Origin of the sequence: Winogradskyella sp. PC-19, from assembly GCF_002163855.1 — a bacterium.
In the GTDB taxonomy this organism is placed as follows: Bacteria; Bacteroidota; Bacteroidia; order Flavobacteriales; family Flavobacteriaceae; genus Winogradskyella.
This window is the reverse complement of the sequence record NZ_CP019332.1, coordinates 2,343,777-2,357,396: the sequence shown is the minus strand read 5'-3', so window position 1 is coordinate 2,357,396 and position 13,620 is coordinate 2,343,777. Positions and strand designations below refer to the sequence as shown.

The following is a 13,620-nucleotide window of genomic DNA, read 5'->3' as shown; positions in this document are numbered from 1 at the left end:
GTTTGCATTATCTTTAATCAATGCTATTAAACCCAAGCTTATTTAAATTTCATAAAGCGCCACTACTATGTATTTTGGTGAGTCTAATTTTGTATGCAAGTTTTGCTTATGATTTAGCTAGGACTGAAGCCGCAAAACTAGTTCTGCTTTATACTGCACTATTTATTTGCGCTTATTTTTTAAAGAAATCTGCAGGTTTCAATTTTAGCTTACTAGTTATTGCCTCAATTCTTATGAGACTAGTTTTTTTACCTGCAATCCCAAATCTATCTCAAGATTTTTATCGTTTTATTTGGGATGGACGCATGCTTTTTGAAGGTTTCAATCCTTATTTATATACACCAGATTCATTTATTCAGAATTCTGAATTTCCTGTTGAACAGGCAAAAGAATTGTATAACGGTATGGGTACTTTGAATGCATCACATTTTACCAATTATCCTCCGATTAATCAATTCTGCTTTTATATAGCTGCTTTATTTTCGGGTAAAAGTATTACAGGAGCAATCGTCTCTTTAAGAGTATTAATCATAGCTGCCGATATAGGAACGCTATACTTCGGAAAGAAGCTCTTAGAAGCCTTAAAATTACCTTCGAGTCGTATTTGGTGGTATATGCTAAATCCATTTATAATTATTGAGCTTACAGGTAATCTTCATTTTGAAGGTGTTATGATTTTCTTCCTTGTATGGAGTCTATATTTGCTCCAAACTAATAGGTGGAAATTAGCAGCAGTCATTTTTGCTTGTTCGATTTCTGTCAAGTTAATTCCGTTAATGTTTTTACCAATTTTCTTTGGTTGGTTCTGGAAAAGGAAAAAAGATGCTTCGGCTTCGCTCAGAATGACAAATCTAGTTCTATTTTACGTCATAGTGATTGGTTCAACCATGGCATTATTTCTTCCTTTCTTCTCCATGAAATTTATTGATAATTATGCCCAAACTGTAGGACTTTGGTTTAATAATTTTGAGTTTAACGCAAGTATATATTACCTAGCAAGAGAAATAGGTTATGCAATTACAGGTTACAATGAGATTAAAACTATTGGTAAAATTCTTCCTGTTGTGGCGTTACTAATTATCCTTTATTTTTCATTCTTCAGAAAAAATATCACAATACCCAAATTAACAAGCTCTATTCTCATAGCTTTTACTTATTATTTGTTTTTGAGCACTACTGTCCACCCATGGTATTTGGCGACTTTAGTTATATTATGTTTATTTACAAATTATAGATTTCCACTAATATGGAGCGTTGCTATTATACTCAGTTATTTAGCATATATAAGTATTGGTAATGCCGATAAGTCTGAAAATTTATGGATTATAGCTCTGGAATATACCATAGTATTTTCAGCCTTTATTTGGGAAGTATTACTAAGGCGTAAGATTAGAATTTAATCTCCTAAATCGACATCGTCATTTATATCCTCAGGTGCTTTTACTGCTTCTGGATCATCATCGCCATAATCATCATAATCATCCTCGTCATAATTCTCCATAGTTACAGCTAACTTAGTACTAACCTTTACTAAATATTTAGTGTCTTCAGTAGTAACTTCTACAGCTTCAATAAGTTCATTTTTAGCATTTTTAAATTCAATGATATGCTTGTCGTCATAACCATCAGGATACTTTTCTACAAGCAATGCCAAAATTTCTGGTGTTAGTTTCTTAAAGTCAACAATAACACGTCTTAAATTGTCTTTCATATCTAAAAAGAAATAATTTTAGTAGTACTAATTTATAAAGGAAAAGTATTCAAAAATCATTTTAATATTAATTTTTGCTACTTTTTCGATAAAGCGATAACTCAATAAAATACTATCTTTACTAAACCATAATCAACGATAACTCATCGCTAGTTGAAAGTAAAGCTGAGAGGCTTTAGTTTTAGGTGAAACAAAATATATACATTATGAAAACAATGCACACAAAACAGAGTAACATCTTTGGTAAGTCCTTATTTATTTTAAGTTTTTTATTTCTAACAGCTATTTTATGTAACCCAATACAAGCACAGAGTAAATCTGTAACAGTAAAAGGTGTCATTAATAGCGAAATTGGCGCTTTAGATGGTGTAAGCATCTACCTTAAAAACTCCAAAACTGGTACCGTATCAAAAACAGATGGCAGCTTTACATTTCCGTCACAATTAAAGGTAGGAGATGTCTTAATCTTTAGCTATTTGGGTTATGAAAAACAATCTCTAACGGTAAAAGAAACCTCTACCTATGTCGAAATCTTTATGAAAGAAGCGCCAATAGATGTATTAAGTGCTGTTAACACCAACAAAAGATTTAAGAGTAAACGTCCAAAAAAGAGCTAGACTATTTAGATGAAATATCTTTATTTTTTTTGTGGGTTATTTTTAGTTTGTGTCTTAAAGAGTCAAGCACAATCTTGGGATTTTGACCACATAAATTTTAAAAAAGCCGATAGCCTTGCTAAGGTAAATAAAGGTGCATCTTTAGATAATTTACAAGAGTTAACATACAATCTTACCAATGGCCTTGAAACCGATGTAGAGCGTTTTAGGGCTATTTATTTATGGGTGTGTACTAATGTAAAAAACGACTATAATCTTTATGCAAAAAACAAACGCAAACGTAAACGCTACCAAGAAGATAGTTTAAAGTTAGAGGCTTGGAATGAGAAATTTAAAAAACGAATCTTTAAGACTTTACTCAAAAGAAAGCGCACCATTTGCACCGGTTATGCCTACATGGTTAAAACGCTAAGCAACTTAGCCAATATCGATTGTAATATCATAAACGGATTTGGCAAAACAAGCTCAGGAAATCCTGAAGATTTACGCTACCCTAACCATAGCTGGAACGCCGTAAAACTAAACAATAAATGGTACCTCTGTGACCCAACTTGGGCCAGTGGCGTACAAGATTTAAATAATGGCAGGTTTAAATTTGAATATAATGACGGTTTATTTTTAGCCACACCAAAACTCTTTGCGATTAACCATTTTCCATTAGAGCAACAATGGTTTTTACTTGACGGGCCATTACCAACATTCACCAGTTTTTTTGAGGCGCCAATTGTGTATAACGAAGCTTACAAAATATTAGCCGAACATAAGCTTCCTAATAAACTATATAATGAGGTGCCTCGCAACTACACTCTAAATTTAGAATATACGCTAAAGCCAAATATTGAGCCAAAAACAGTAACATTGACCTTCGATGATGGTATAAATACAAAAACAATCAAAGCAGACACTCTAGAGTTTAAGAACCGAAAACTCTCGCTTTCTTATGTATTAAAAAAATATGGGTTTTATGATATCCATCTAAGTATCAACGAACAACTTGTAGCTAGTTACGTATATAAGGTAAAACGGTTTTTGTAACACAAAACATATTTTTAGTATTTTTAATCCATATGGAAGTACTCCCAAATATCGATATTGTTAGATTTTTTCATCGTGGAGAAAGTCGGATAGGTTTAAAATTTAATTACAACGAAAAAATTATAAAAATTACACGAACATTAACTAAAGCCAGATGGAGTAGCAGCAAAAAATTATGGTATTTAGATGATAGCAAGGCTAATTTAAAACAAATCGAAACCTATTTAAAGGACTTTGCAAAATTAGATTTCACATCATATAACAATACTTCTAAAAAGCAAAATAGCACTAAAAGTCGAAACCTAAATCAAAATCAAAAAGATAGCCTTAACGGGTTTTACAAATACCTAAAAGGTAAACGTTATAGCCAAAGTACGATTAACACATATACACACTTTATTGCCGATTTTATTTAATTTCACGGAAAGAAATTGTTGTCAGATTTAACCAATAGAGATATTGAACTTTTCATAGAAACAGTTTTTATAAAGCAAAAATATAGCATTAGCACACAAAGACAATTTATAAGTGCAGTGAAATTATTTATTGTTTTTGAACCTACAACTCAGATTAATAATTTACAACTAACACGTCCAAAAAAAGATAAAATACTACCCAAAGTTTTGTCTCAAAATGAAGTTATATCACTTTTACAGCACACAGAAAATTTAAAACATAGAGCAATAACAGCGTTACTTTACTCCTGTGGACTCAGAGTTAGTGAACTAATTAATCTAAAACTAAAGAACATTAATATAAATAGAAAACAGATTTTGGTTTCGCAAAGTAAAGGCCGTAGAGACCGCTATGTAAATTTGGCCGAAAGCTTTATACCACTTCTATTAAATTACCTTAATACGTATAAACCAGTAAATTATTTTGCTGAAGGTAAGAATAACACGAAATATAGTGCAGAAAGTATTAGAAACTTCTTAAGACGAAATAGTTTAAAAGCACAAACATCAATTAAAGTTACACCTCATGTATTAAGACATAGTTATGCTACACATATGTTAGAAAATGGTGTAGACATTAGATATATACAAGTCTTATTAGGACATTCTAGGCCAGAAACTACTATGATTTATACACATGTTACAAAAAAAGATTTAATGCAAATAACAAATCCACTGGATATCGCAGTAAAAAAACTTACGGATAAAACAAACAACAATATAGGTTTATCCCGTAAAATAAACAGATAAAACCATATATTTACTGGTATATAACTAGTTGTAACCAATTTCAGAAGAAATTGAATTAATTATATCTTTCCTTGATTCTTAACATGCCACCCAGAATCATTCTTTGAATTAAACTGTATCTTAAATTCTTCCATCGTTATGGAATTTTTTGTAGATGGAAAGTCAATTTTTTCTTCAGTATTTGTTTTCTCTATAGTTTGCACGTTGAAAAAACGATTTTTTGTTTTTAGTTGGATTATTAATCCTGGTAGTCCGCCATAAATTGAAGGTCCATTATATATTGGAATATCTTCTGTATACCAGGCTTCTATTTCGTTACCTTTATCATCAACTGTTGTAGCTTTCTTACAATTTATCGAATTTATTTCCTTAGCCTCGTCAATTAGTTTCCATTCGAATGGGTACAAATTTGTTTTTATGATGTGAATATCATCACCAATATTTTTTTTTAACACAAGCAATGAATCATTACTCTTCTTGAAATACTCGGTTGTAGCCAAACTTGAGGTCGTTTCTATAGTCTCTTCTGGACTTACCTCATCTATAACTGTTTCTTTTCTTTTTATCATTTTCTTTAATGAATAAACAGATTCATAATTATCTATAAAAAGGAATTTCTCTTCACCTTCGTTGATTTGTTTCAACATTCTTTCTTTCAAAAGGTTTGGAAATTTGTCTATTCTTTTAAGTCCTTTTTCGCTACTAATTCTTTTTTCTAGATAACTAACTAAATATTTCTCACTAGTATTTTGAGCATTAATTAGGTTTCCAAATAGAAATATAACGAGTGTTAGTGTTAATTTAAAATCAATCATAATTTTTTTTTTAATTATTATTCCAAAGAAAAGAATCATTTTATAAGAAAGAGTTAATTTGTGTTAACTATAGTTAATGTATATTTAATTTTTGAATATCTCTAAACAATATTAGACATGAAATAAACTCCAATCTTGAGAAAAAACTTGAAATTGAATTAATAAAAACTGGTCACAACACCGTGTATAATTAATTGCTTGGGTAAGTGCCTACTTGGAAAATTCCTTCGGAATTTTCTCGCGTTCGTTTTTGTTTACTAAATTAGTTGCTGAAACACGCAACTAACCATACACAAGACCGTTGGTATGTAATTGCCTGCGGCACGTAGAATCGCGTTTTGCAAACGCTCCTTTTCTACTAATTACATACCAACGTCCACTGTTAATCACGCCTCCCTAATTTGTTGTATATTTAGTCAAGTCTACGAGAACTCCTCACAAAACTACACACAACTGTATGTATAACAAATGAGGCGCAATTATGGCTTCCCGTGAGGCGCGCCTCACTCGCCATACACAGTGGACGTTGTGCTTCATACAAAAAACGAAAATCAACTTAATAATTGAAAATTCGAAAACAAACTAAAATAATCAGTAATCAATTAAAATTATGAATAGAACAACCAACCGACTGATATTATTCATGGCATTCTTGACTTTTGCTTTTGGATTCCAAAGTTGTAAAGAAAAGCAACAGGAAGAATCAAAAGAAGTTGAAAAAGAAGTAATTGTTGAATTCGAGAAACCTGAATATTTTCTCTTGCGACCTGAGGTAGAGAAAGCTTACGGATATTCACACGCTGTAAAAATCGGAAATAGTATTAAAGTCTCTGGAGCAGTAAGCATGGACGATGAAGGAAACCCAACTGCAATTGGCGATATAGAACAGCAGATGAAAAACTGTTATGCTGATTTGGAAAAAATATTAAAACACTTTGGCTGCACATTTGACGATGTGGTAAAGGAAGATATTTTTACAACCGATATGGCACAAATGCTAGAAAAATCAGCATATCGAGCTGAAATTTATAAAAACGGATTTCCAACTGGCTCTTGGCTTGAGGTAAAAGGATTGGCGTTGCCCGAATTTATGGTTGAAATCGAACTTGAAGTACATAAATCGAAATAAAAAGTACGGATACATAACAACGTGTATAGCTTTCTAAATCTCCGAAGGAGATTTTTTTTTAGACCATTAAGGCTTTCTGCTGTTTAAGAATAAAAAAAGCTGAAAATTAAATTTTCAGCTTTTTTTTTAAATCATCTTCAAAGTGTTTATTTCCTGAATCGTCAGGTGTTTCCAATGTCCTCTTGGTATATCTTTTTTGGTTAAGTGCGCAATCGCTACACAGTCTATCTTTACTATATCGTAATTAAAGTGGTCAAAAATAGTACGCAGAATTGTGTTTCCTGTGTTCTTGATTTTAATCCCGATTTTGTTTTTTGGTTCTCCTTCAATATAACTTATCTCTTCGACAGCAACTTGTTTTCCTTGCACCTTAAAACCTTCTTGGATTTGTTTTAAATCTTCAAACTTTAGATTCTTATCCAATTCAATCTGAAACAATCGTCCTACACCATTTTTAGAATTGGTAAACTTCTGTACGACTTCGTCATCGTTAGTAAATAACAATAACCCTAAAGAGTTACGCCCTAATCTGCCTATAGGTTTTATTTTTGCGCTAGTAGCATTAGATACCAAATCCATTACTGTTCTGCCTTTACCTTCGGCAGTCGTGGTTGCAAAACCTTTTGGTTTATTAAGCAATACATAAACTTTTGGCTCTGGATTGATTCGTCTCCCATCAAACTTTACTTCGTCACCTAACTTTACTTTGTAACCCATTTCTGTAATTACTTTTCCGTTTACGGTAACTAGTCCTATAGATATATTTTCGTCAGCTTCGCGACGCGAACACATTCCAGAATTAGCTATGTATTTATTTAATCTAATCTCATCTGGATTAGATGCTCTTTTTGGTGCAGCTTTCTTCTTAAAAGGCGCATTTCTTTTTACAAATGGCTTTTTGCCCACACTATCTTTTTGATTACGTGCGGGTTTCCCTTTTCCTTTATTGCCTTGCTGTTTGGTCATTGCTTAATTTTTTGCAAAGGTAAGACAATAGTTAACATGTGCTATTTTATTTCTACAGTTGTTTGACGCTCTGTATTAACTGTCAATTTAGTAACATCTGGACGTGAATAATGACCGACAGCATCAAAATTTTGTCGTTCCTCTAATACACAATTAAAATCTATCGTTTGGTAGATAAGTCCTTCTTTATGTAAGACTGGCTCTACAATCCACTCGCCATCTGGTCCAGCAATACAGCTACCGCCATTGGCTAAAGTATCAGGTGCGTTTTTAACGATTTCGTTGTAGTAAGGTGTGTCTTTTGGGAAATCTGTTTTTGCCATTAAACTCGATACAGAAACCACATAAGAACGTGACTCTCTGGCAATAAAACGAGTAATATCTTTTGTATTATGGTCGCTTCCTGGCCATACTGCAATATGCAAATTTTCGCCTTGCCCATACAATGCAGTTCTTGGTAACGGCATCCAATTTTCCCAACAATTAAGTCCACCAACAGTAAATGCTTTTAACGAATGTACTTTTAGTCCATTACCATCACCTGGTGCCCAAGTTAAACGCTCGTCATAGGTTGGTTGTAGTTTACGATGTACAGATTGCACTTCTCCTCTTTCGTTGATATAAACCAATGATGCATAAATACTATGTCCGCCTCGATCTTCAGGGCGCTCCATAATACCCAAATACACAGCCATTTTATTTGCTTTTGCTAGTTTACATACCGAGTCTAATTCTCCTTTTTCTATACAAATAGAGTTGCTTACATAATGTGCATGCAACTTTTTATTGACATCTGTATTCCACTCAGCACCACCAGTTAGAGCTAACCAAAATGGATAACCTGGTAGTAAAGCCTCACCAAAAACAACAAGCTCGGCATTTTCTTTGGCTGCATCAGAAATTGATTTCTCGATTTTCTTTAGTGTTTCTGATTTATCTAACCAAACTGGAGCAATTTGCGCCATGGCAATTTTTAGTGTCGTATTCATTTATAATCGATTTAAAACAAGATTAATATCTATAAGTAATATGGAAAAAACCCCAGCAACAATAATAAACTTCAGAATATTATGAAGCCATAGATAATGTGTTTTTGAATTAGATTTCCATAACAGTAGTAGAAAAGTAAGCAGTAAAATTACACTTGCATAAAAGAAATAATACATGTATCCAATTTCGAAATAAACAATTAGAATAAATGCTGAAAAACAAGTGATTAATATAGCACCCGTGAGTAAATATTTGGCGACATTTTCTCCATAAACTACTGGCACAGTTCTGTAATTGAGAGCTAAATCACCTTTTATGTTTTCTAAATCCTTTGTCAACTCTCGCATTGATACAAGCAAAAACAAGAACAAGGCATGCATAAAAATGACCCATTCAAAATTTTTATAATAGATAAAAATAGCAAAAAAAGGTGTTACAGTTAGTATCGCTGAAACCAAGTTGCCTGTAATTGGCATTTTTTTGAGCTTGTGAGAATAAAACCAAATTGCAAAAATATATAACGCAAAAAATAGTACTGTTCTGAAAGAAACATAACTCGCAAAAATTACTGCAAGAAAATTAAGTGTAAAATATATAGAAAGCTTAGTGTTTTGACTCACCAAACGATCTAACATGCTTTTGTTTGGACGATTGATTAAGTCTTTTTCCGAATCATAAAAATTATTGATAATATAACCCGAAGCAATTGTAGCTGAAGATGCCAAAACCAACATCAGTATATTAATATCAAATAATACATCTTTAAAATGTAAATCTGGGGCAAATATGTATATAGCTGCTAAATATTGAGCGATGACAACTACAAGTATGTTATAACCGCGTACCACAGAAAAGAGACTAAAAACCTTTAAAATGAAGTGTTTTTGAGCCTTCGGTAACATGGATTTAGAAATTATAAACGACTTCTAATTTCTGACCTCTAAGAGCTTCTCTTGCATTATCTATATTCTCTGTAAAACCAAGAATATAGCCACCACCACCAGAGCCACATAGCTTCAAATAGTAATCGTTAGTTTCGATACCTTTTTTCCAAAGTTCGTGAAATTGTTTTGGAATCATTGGTTTAAAGTTGTTAAGTACAACTTTAGATAATTGCTTTGTGTTTTTGAATAGAGACTTAATATCGCCTTTTAAGAAGTCATCCACACAAGCATCTGTATGTTTTATAAACTGCTCTTTAAGCATACTTCTAAAACCTTCATTTTTCATGTTTTCCATGAAGATGCTTACCATCGGGGCAGTCTCTCCAACGATACCACTGTCTAACAAAAATACAGCACCTTTACCCTCAGTTTTCTGAGAAGGAATACCTGTAGCTTCAATATTATCCTTTGAGTTGATTAGTATCGGTAAACTTAAGTAACTGTTTAGTGGGTCTAATCCAGAGGATTTACCATGAAAAAAAGACTCCATTTCTGAAAAAATGGACTTTAGTTTTAAAAGTTTTTCTCGAGTTAAATTTTCTAAAACAGTAATTTTATCTGTTGCATACTTATCGTAAATCGCAGCAACTAAAGCACCACTACTACCAACACCATAACCTTGTGGTATTGAAGAATCGAAGTACATACCAGCATCAACATCACCCTGAAGTTTTTCTGTGTCAAAATTAACCAAATCAGTATCTATCTCTTTCAAGTAGACTGCAAAACGGGTTAAACTTTGATTTGATTTTATGGCTTCTTCAGATGGATTTTCATCAACTTTGAGCGCGCCATTATAAAAATTATATGGAATTGATAATCCTTTAGAATCTTTAATAATTCCGTATTCACCGAATAACAGAATTTTAGAATAAAATAGGGGACCTTTCATAGTTTCTTTGTCTGTTAGAATACTCATAATTTTTGAGCACCTTTTCCGACGTTATCACAAATATAGTGACCATTTTGGCAATAACCAACCAACTGGGTCTTAATGAATTCATAAACTTTTTCTTGCTCAGCCTTTGGAAACAAGACATGTACGTTAGCACCAGCATCTAAAGTAAAGCAAATATTAGAACCTGACTCTGCTCTAAACTGCCAAATTTTATTAATGATTTCTAACGTATTTGGTTTCATTAGTATAAAATATGGCATACTTGTCATCATCATCGCATGAAGCGTCATAGCTTCACTTTCAACAATTTCTATAAATCGCTTTTGATTTCCTGAAATGAGGACATCTTTTAATTCTGCTAAATTTTCATGAGCTTGCTCAAAGCGTTTTTGGGCAAAAGGATGACCAAACATTAGTTTATGCCCAACAGTACTACTGACTTGCTTTTCACCTTTATCCACTAATAAAATAGCATCTTGATAGTCTTGAAAATTTGGATGGATGTCTTCCGTAAATTTGACGCCGAATAAATCTGAACTCTCTGTCGATTTATTATTTCCCCATACTACCAATTCGCCTTCAATACTTCTGCAAGCACTCCCTGAGCCTAAACGCGCTAAAAAGGACGCTTTTTGATTGAAATAAGATTCGCTCACTTCGACTCCGCTCAGTGAACGTTCAATACTCATCAAACACAAAGCCAAGGCACTCATACCTGAAGCTGAAGATGCAATACCAGAACTATGCGGAAACGTATTAGACGTTTCAATTTTAAAATGATAGTATCTTAAAAACGGGACATAAGCTTCAATACGCTCAAAAAAGGTTTGGATTTTTGGCTTGAAAGCCTCATTATTTTTATCTTCAAAAATCACATCAAAACTAAAATCATCACCTTCTTTTTTGGTATAAGTGACTTCAGTAATTGTTTTGCAATTAGATAGTGTGAAACTGATAGATGGATTTTCTGGAATTTGATGTTCCTTTTTTCCCCAATATTTCACCAAAGCTATATTACTAGGTGATTCCCATTTTACTTTTCCGCTTTCAACGTTGGTTTTATAGTCTTTAAGAATAAAATCTTGCTCTGTCATTGGTTTAAATTCTGATGCAAAAATAAGTAAATTCTAGAGCTTAGCTTCAGCTTCTTCTACCATTGCTAATAATTTTAGCATCGTTTTATAATTTCTTGCTGTAGCATTAACTTTTAGCTTACGCTCATAGAAATTGGAGTTGAATTTTGCACGCCCATAACCATTGGCGCTAAAGAAATAAATACAGTTTTCTGTAATACTAACTTTCTCTCCGATGTATTCTAGTTTTGATACTTCAGCAAGCCCTTCAGTATTAGGCGATGTGTCTAAGAACATAAAATAGCTCTTCTCTTTTTCTTCATTTTGAAAAGGACAAGCCTTATAAATCGCTTTTAATTCAGTATTATTTTTTACCAAAATCGTGACTTCAAAACCAAAATGATTTAAGATAGCTTCTTCCAAATTTTGCTTTAATGCCTTTGAATCAGAAGATGATTGCAACACAACATTTCCGCTCTGAATGTAAGTTTGTACATTAACATAACCTGAATTTGAGAGCAACTCTCGCAACTGAGTCATAGGCACTTTTCTGTGACCACCAACATTAATGCCTCTTAGTAAAACAACAAAAACATTCATATTAATTTTGCTTATTTCTCAGTTCTTGTCTTCGCATAGGCATACTGTCAACGAGGTCAAAAATTAATTTTGGCTCTATTATTTTAGTTGAAGAAAATTTACTTCCGCCGTCTAAACCAAACAAATTAATACTGAATTTCTCTGATGTTTCTTCTCGATTAAACATTTTTGGTTTTGATTTTGAATCGTAGTAAACACAGAACTTATTAATACACATGTAAATCACTAATTTTCTGTCTTTTAATTTTTCTAACTGGTTTTCGAAACGTTGATATTGAGCGTCAATAGTATCGCGTGCAGCTTCATTACCAGAAATAACAATAACACGATCTTTCCAAAGATGTGACTTTACATCTTGGGCAAAAAGACAACCAGAAAAAAGGAGTATTAATACAAGATATTTCATAGTCAGCTATTAATTGATTGAGAAACAATATAAGCGCTCGTCCAGGCATTTTGAAAATTAAATCCTCCAGTAACGGCATCTACATTGATAACTTCACCAGCAAAATAAAGATTCGGAATACGTTTACTCTCAAAAGTTTTAAAATTAATTTCTTTTAAATCTATGCCGCCAGCAGTTACAAATTCTTCTTTAAAAGTGCTTTTTCCTGTAACTTTAAAAACGGCATTGGTGAGCTGGTCTACAAGTGCTTCTAATTGATTTTTATTTAAATCTGCCCAACGCTCTGTTTCATTAATATTTGAAGCTATAACTAACTTTTTCCATAAGCGTTTTGGCAAGTTGAATTGCGTTGAATTAGAGACTGTTTTTTTAGCAAAATCTTGCTTTATAGTCTTTAAAGCATCCATACATTGTTCTCCACCATAGCGAATAAAATTGATAGCAACTTTAAAATTGTAATTCAGCCTTGCTAATTCAACAGCTCCAAAAGCAGACAATTTTAAAATTGCTGGCGCACTCATACCCACATGGGTAATTAGTAATGGTCCTTCGGACTCTAAATCCGTTTCCAAAACCTTAACCTCAACGTCTTTTGCAACAACACCCGGAATATCTTTAATACGTTCGTCTTTAATATCAAAGGTAAATAATGACGGTACTGGCGGAACAATGGCATGGCCTAAATCTGAAAGTATATTCCAAATTTTCGGATTGCTCCCTGTAGCTATGACTAATTTTTTACAGGAAATATCTTCTTTATTGGTTTTTAATGTAAATCCATATTCCTGAGCGCTAATTGATTTTACAGAATAATTATACATCACTTTCACATGATGCTTTTTTGCTTCATTTATAAAACAATCAATTATTGTTTGCGAAGCATTAGACACAGGAAACATACGACCATCTTCCTCAATCTTCAATTCTATCCCACGCTCTTCGAACCAAGTAATAGTATCGCCAGTCATGAATGTATGAAATGGTCCAAGCAACTCTTTTTCACCTCTTGGGTAATTCGTAACGAGTTCAGAAGGCATAAACTCGGCATGTGTAACATTACAGCGACCACCTCCAGAAATTTTTACTTTTTGTAAACCTGTTTTACCTCGCTCAAGAATAGCAATTGTAAGGCTTGGATTTTGCTCTGCAATATTAATAGCAGCAAAAAAACCTGCAGCGCCACCGCCAATAATTGCAATATCTAAATCTGTATTAAAATTCTTCAAAAAGT

General features: G+C 32.8%; 16 protein-coding genes and 1 pseudogene. 7 read left to right on the top strand and 10 right to left on the bottom strand.

Annotation, left to right across the window (positions count from 1 at the left end; all coding sequences use genetic code 11):
* The first annotated feature begins 20 nt into the window (after nt 1–20).
* Nucleotides 21–1,400: a mannosyltransferase gene (locus BTO05_RS10820; protein ID WP_087492677.1), complete on the top strand. Its 1,380-nt coding sequence runs from the start codon at nt 21–23 to the stop codon at nt 1,398–1,400.
* Here the strand turns inward: BTO05_RS10820 and BTO05_RS10815 are convergent.
* On the bottom strand, nt 1,397–1,711 hold the full coding sequence (locus BTO05_RS10815) for a hypothetical protein (protein ID WP_087492676.1): 315 nt from the start codon (nt 1,709–1,711) through the stop codon (nt 1,397–1,399). The genes BTO05_RS10820 and BTO05_RS10815 overlap by 4 nt on opposite strands.
* 206 nt (nt 1,712–1,917) lie before the next feature.
* Here BTO05_RS10815 and BTO05_RS10810 point away from each other — a divergent pair, with 206 nt between their 5' ends.
* The 5 genes and pseudogenes from BTO05_RS10810 (at nt 1,918) to BTO05_RS14205 (ending at nt 4,568) form a co-directional block, all read left to right on the top strand.
* Nucleotides 1,918–2,328: a carboxypeptidase-like regulatory domain-containing protein gene (locus BTO05_RS10810; RefSeq protein WP_087492675.1), complete on the top strand. Its 411-nt coding sequence runs from the start codon at nt 1,918–1,920 to the stop codon at nt 2,326–2,328.
* Nucleotides 2,329–2,337: 9 nt separating this feature from the next.
* Nucleotides 2,338–3,363: a transglutaminase domain-containing protein gene (locus tag BTO05_RS10805; RefSeq protein ID WP_087492674.1), complete on the top strand. Its 1,026-nt coding sequence runs from the start codon at nt 2,338–2,340 to the stop codon at nt 3,361–3,363.
* Between the two features lie 32 nt (nt 3,364–3,395).
* Entirely contained in the window at nt 3,396–3,779 is a 384-nt protein-coding gene (locus BTO05_RS14210; RefSeq protein ID WP_232459734.1) for a hypothetical protein, read from the top strand.
* Nucleotides 3,780–3,791: 12 nt separating this feature from the next.
* Nucleotides 3,792–3,896: pseudogene (locus BTO05_RS14275) on the top strand (hypothetical protein); the annotation flags it as partial.
* Complete coding sequence (locus BTO05_RS14205; RefSeq protein WP_232459733.1) at nt 3,897–4,568, top strand: tyrosine-type recombinase/integrase; 672 nt, start codon at nt 3,897–3,899, stop codon at nt 4,566–4,568.
* A 59-nt stretch (nt 4,569–4,627) separates the two neighbouring features.
* Here BTO05_RS14205 and BTO05_RS10795 read toward each other — a convergent pair whose 3' ends face one another.
* Nucleotides 4,628–5,383: a GLPGLI family protein gene (locus BTO05_RS10795; RefSeq protein ID WP_157662572.1), complete on the bottom strand. Its 756-nt coding sequence runs from the start codon at nt 5,381–5,383 to the stop codon at nt 4,628–4,630.
* A gap of 610 nt (nt 5,384–5,993) precedes the next feature.
* Here BTO05_RS10795 and BTO05_RS10790 point away from each other — a divergent pair.
* A complete protein-coding gene (locus tag BTO05_RS10790; protein ID WP_410529715.1) occupies nt 5,994–6,512 on the top strand; it encodes a RidA family protein in 519 nt (172 codons plus the stop codon).
* A gap of 126 nt (nt 6,513–6,638) precedes the next feature.
* Here BTO05_RS10790 and BTO05_RS10785 read toward each other — a convergent pair whose 3' ends face one another.
* The 8 genes from BTO05_RS10785 to BTO05_RS10750 are packed head-to-tail and all read right to left on the bottom strand — an operon-like array spanning nt 6,639 to nt 13,615.
* A complete protein-coding gene (locus BTO05_RS10785; RefSeq protein WP_087492671.1) occupies nt 6,639–7,478 on the bottom strand; it encodes a pseudouridine synthase in 840 nt (279 codons plus the stop codon).
* 41 nt (nt 7,479–7,519) lie between these two features.
* Entirely contained in the window at nt 7,520–8,467 is a 948-nt protein-coding gene (locus tag BTO05_RS10780) for a carbon-nitrogen hydrolase family protein (protein ID WP_087492670.1), read from the bottom strand.
* Nucleotides 8,468–9,370, bottom strand: coding sequence for a geranylgeranylglycerol-phosphate geranylgeranyltransferase (locus tag BTO05_RS10775; RefSeq protein ID WP_087492669.1), 903 nt, complete (start codon nt 9,368–9,370; stop codon nt 8,468–8,470).
* Between the two features lie 4 nt (nt 9,371–9,374).
* The gene (locus BTO05_RS10770) at nt 9,375–10,304 is read right to left on the bottom strand and encodes a mevalonate kinase (RefSeq protein ID WP_087493348.1); all 930 of its coding nucleotides are present in this window, start codon (nt 10,302–10,304) and stop codon (nt 9,375–9,377) included.
* Nucleotides 10,305–10,327: 23 nt separating this feature from the next.
* Nucleotides 10,328–11,404, bottom strand: coding sequence for a diphosphomevalonate/mevalonate 3,5-bisphosphate decarboxylase family protein (locus tag BTO05_RS10765; protein ID WP_087492668.1), 1,077 nt, complete (start codon nt 11,402–11,404; stop codon nt 10,328–10,330).
* Nucleotides 11,405–11,437: 33 nt separating this feature from the next.
* Complete coding sequence (locus BTO05_RS10760; RefSeq protein WP_087492667.1) at nt 11,438–11,983, bottom strand: DUF1697 domain-containing protein; 546 nt, start codon at nt 11,981–11,983, stop codon at nt 11,438–11,440.
* A gap of 1 nt (nt 11,984) precedes the next feature.
* Nucleotides 11,985–12,389, bottom strand: coding sequence for a DUF4174 domain-containing protein (locus BTO05_RS10755; RefSeq protein ID WP_087492666.1), 405 nt, complete (start codon nt 12,387–12,389; stop codon nt 11,985–11,987).
* A 2-nt stretch (nt 12,390–12,391) separates the two neighbouring features.
* Nucleotides 12,392–13,615, bottom strand: a complete 1,224-nt coding sequence (locus BTO05_RS10750; protein WP_087492665.1) for an NAD(P)/FAD-dependent oxidoreductase — start codon at nt 13,613–13,615, stop codon at nt 12,392–12,394.
* Between the last annotated feature and the right edge of the window lie 5 nt (nt 13,616–13,620).

Bases quoted from the DNA above. Each gene is read 5' to 3' on its own strand.
- BTO05_RS10755 (WP_087492666.1), bottom strand. From the start codon at position 12,389: ATGAAATATCTTGTATTAATACTCCTTTTTTCTGGTTGTCTTTTTGCC.
- BTO05_RS10775 (WP_087492669.1), bottom strand. From the start codon at position 9,370: ATGTTACCGAAGGCTCAAAAACACTTCATTTTAAAGGTTTTTAGTCTC.
- BTO05_RS10815 (WP_087492676.1), bottom strand. From the start codon at position 1,711: ATGAAAGACAATTTAAGACGTGTTATTGTTGACTTTAAGAAACTAACA.
- BTO05_RS10795 (WP_157662572.1), bottom strand. From the start codon at position 5,383: ATGATTGATTTTAAATTAACACTAACACTCGTTATATTTCTATTTGGA.
- BTO05_RS14210 (WP_232459734.1), top strand. From the start codon at position 3,396: ATGGAAGTACTCCCAAATATCGATATTGTTAGATTTTTTCATCGTGGA.
- BTO05_RS10770 (WP_087493348.1), bottom strand. From the start codon at position 10,304: ATGAAAGGTCCCCTATTTTATTCTAAAATTCTGTTATTCGGTGAATAC.
- BTO05_RS10810 (WP_087492675.1), top strand. From the start codon at position 1,918: ATGAAAACAATGCACACAAAACAGAGTAACATCTTTGGTAAGTCCTTA.
- BTO05_RS10805 (WP_087492674.1), top strand. From the start codon at position 2,338: ATGAAATATCTTTATTTTTTTTGTGGGTTATTTTTAGTTTGTGTCTTA.
- BTO05_RS10790 (WP_410529715.1), top strand. From the start codon at position 5,994: ATGAATAGAACAACCAACCGACTGATATTATTCATGGCATTCTTGACT.
- BTO05_RS10820 (WP_087492677.1), top strand. From the start codon at position 21: ATGCTATTAAACCCAAGCTTATTTAAATTTCATAAAGCGCCACTACTA.
- BTO05_RS10780 (WP_087492670.1), bottom strand. From the start codon at position 8,467: ATGAATACGACACTAAAAATTGCCATGGCGCAAATTGCTCCAGTTTGG.
- BTO05_RS10785 (WP_087492671.1), bottom strand. From the start codon at position 7,478: ATGACCAAACAGCAAGGCAATAAAGGAAAAGGGAAACCCGCACGTAAT.
- BTO05_RS10760 (WP_087492667.1), bottom strand. From the start codon at position 11,983: ATGAATGTTTTTGTTGTTTTACTAAGAGGCATTAATGTTGGTGGTCAC.
- BTO05_RS10765 (WP_087492668.1), bottom strand. From the start codon at position 11,404: ATGACAGAGCAAGATTTTATTCTTAAAGACTATAAAACCAACGTTGAA.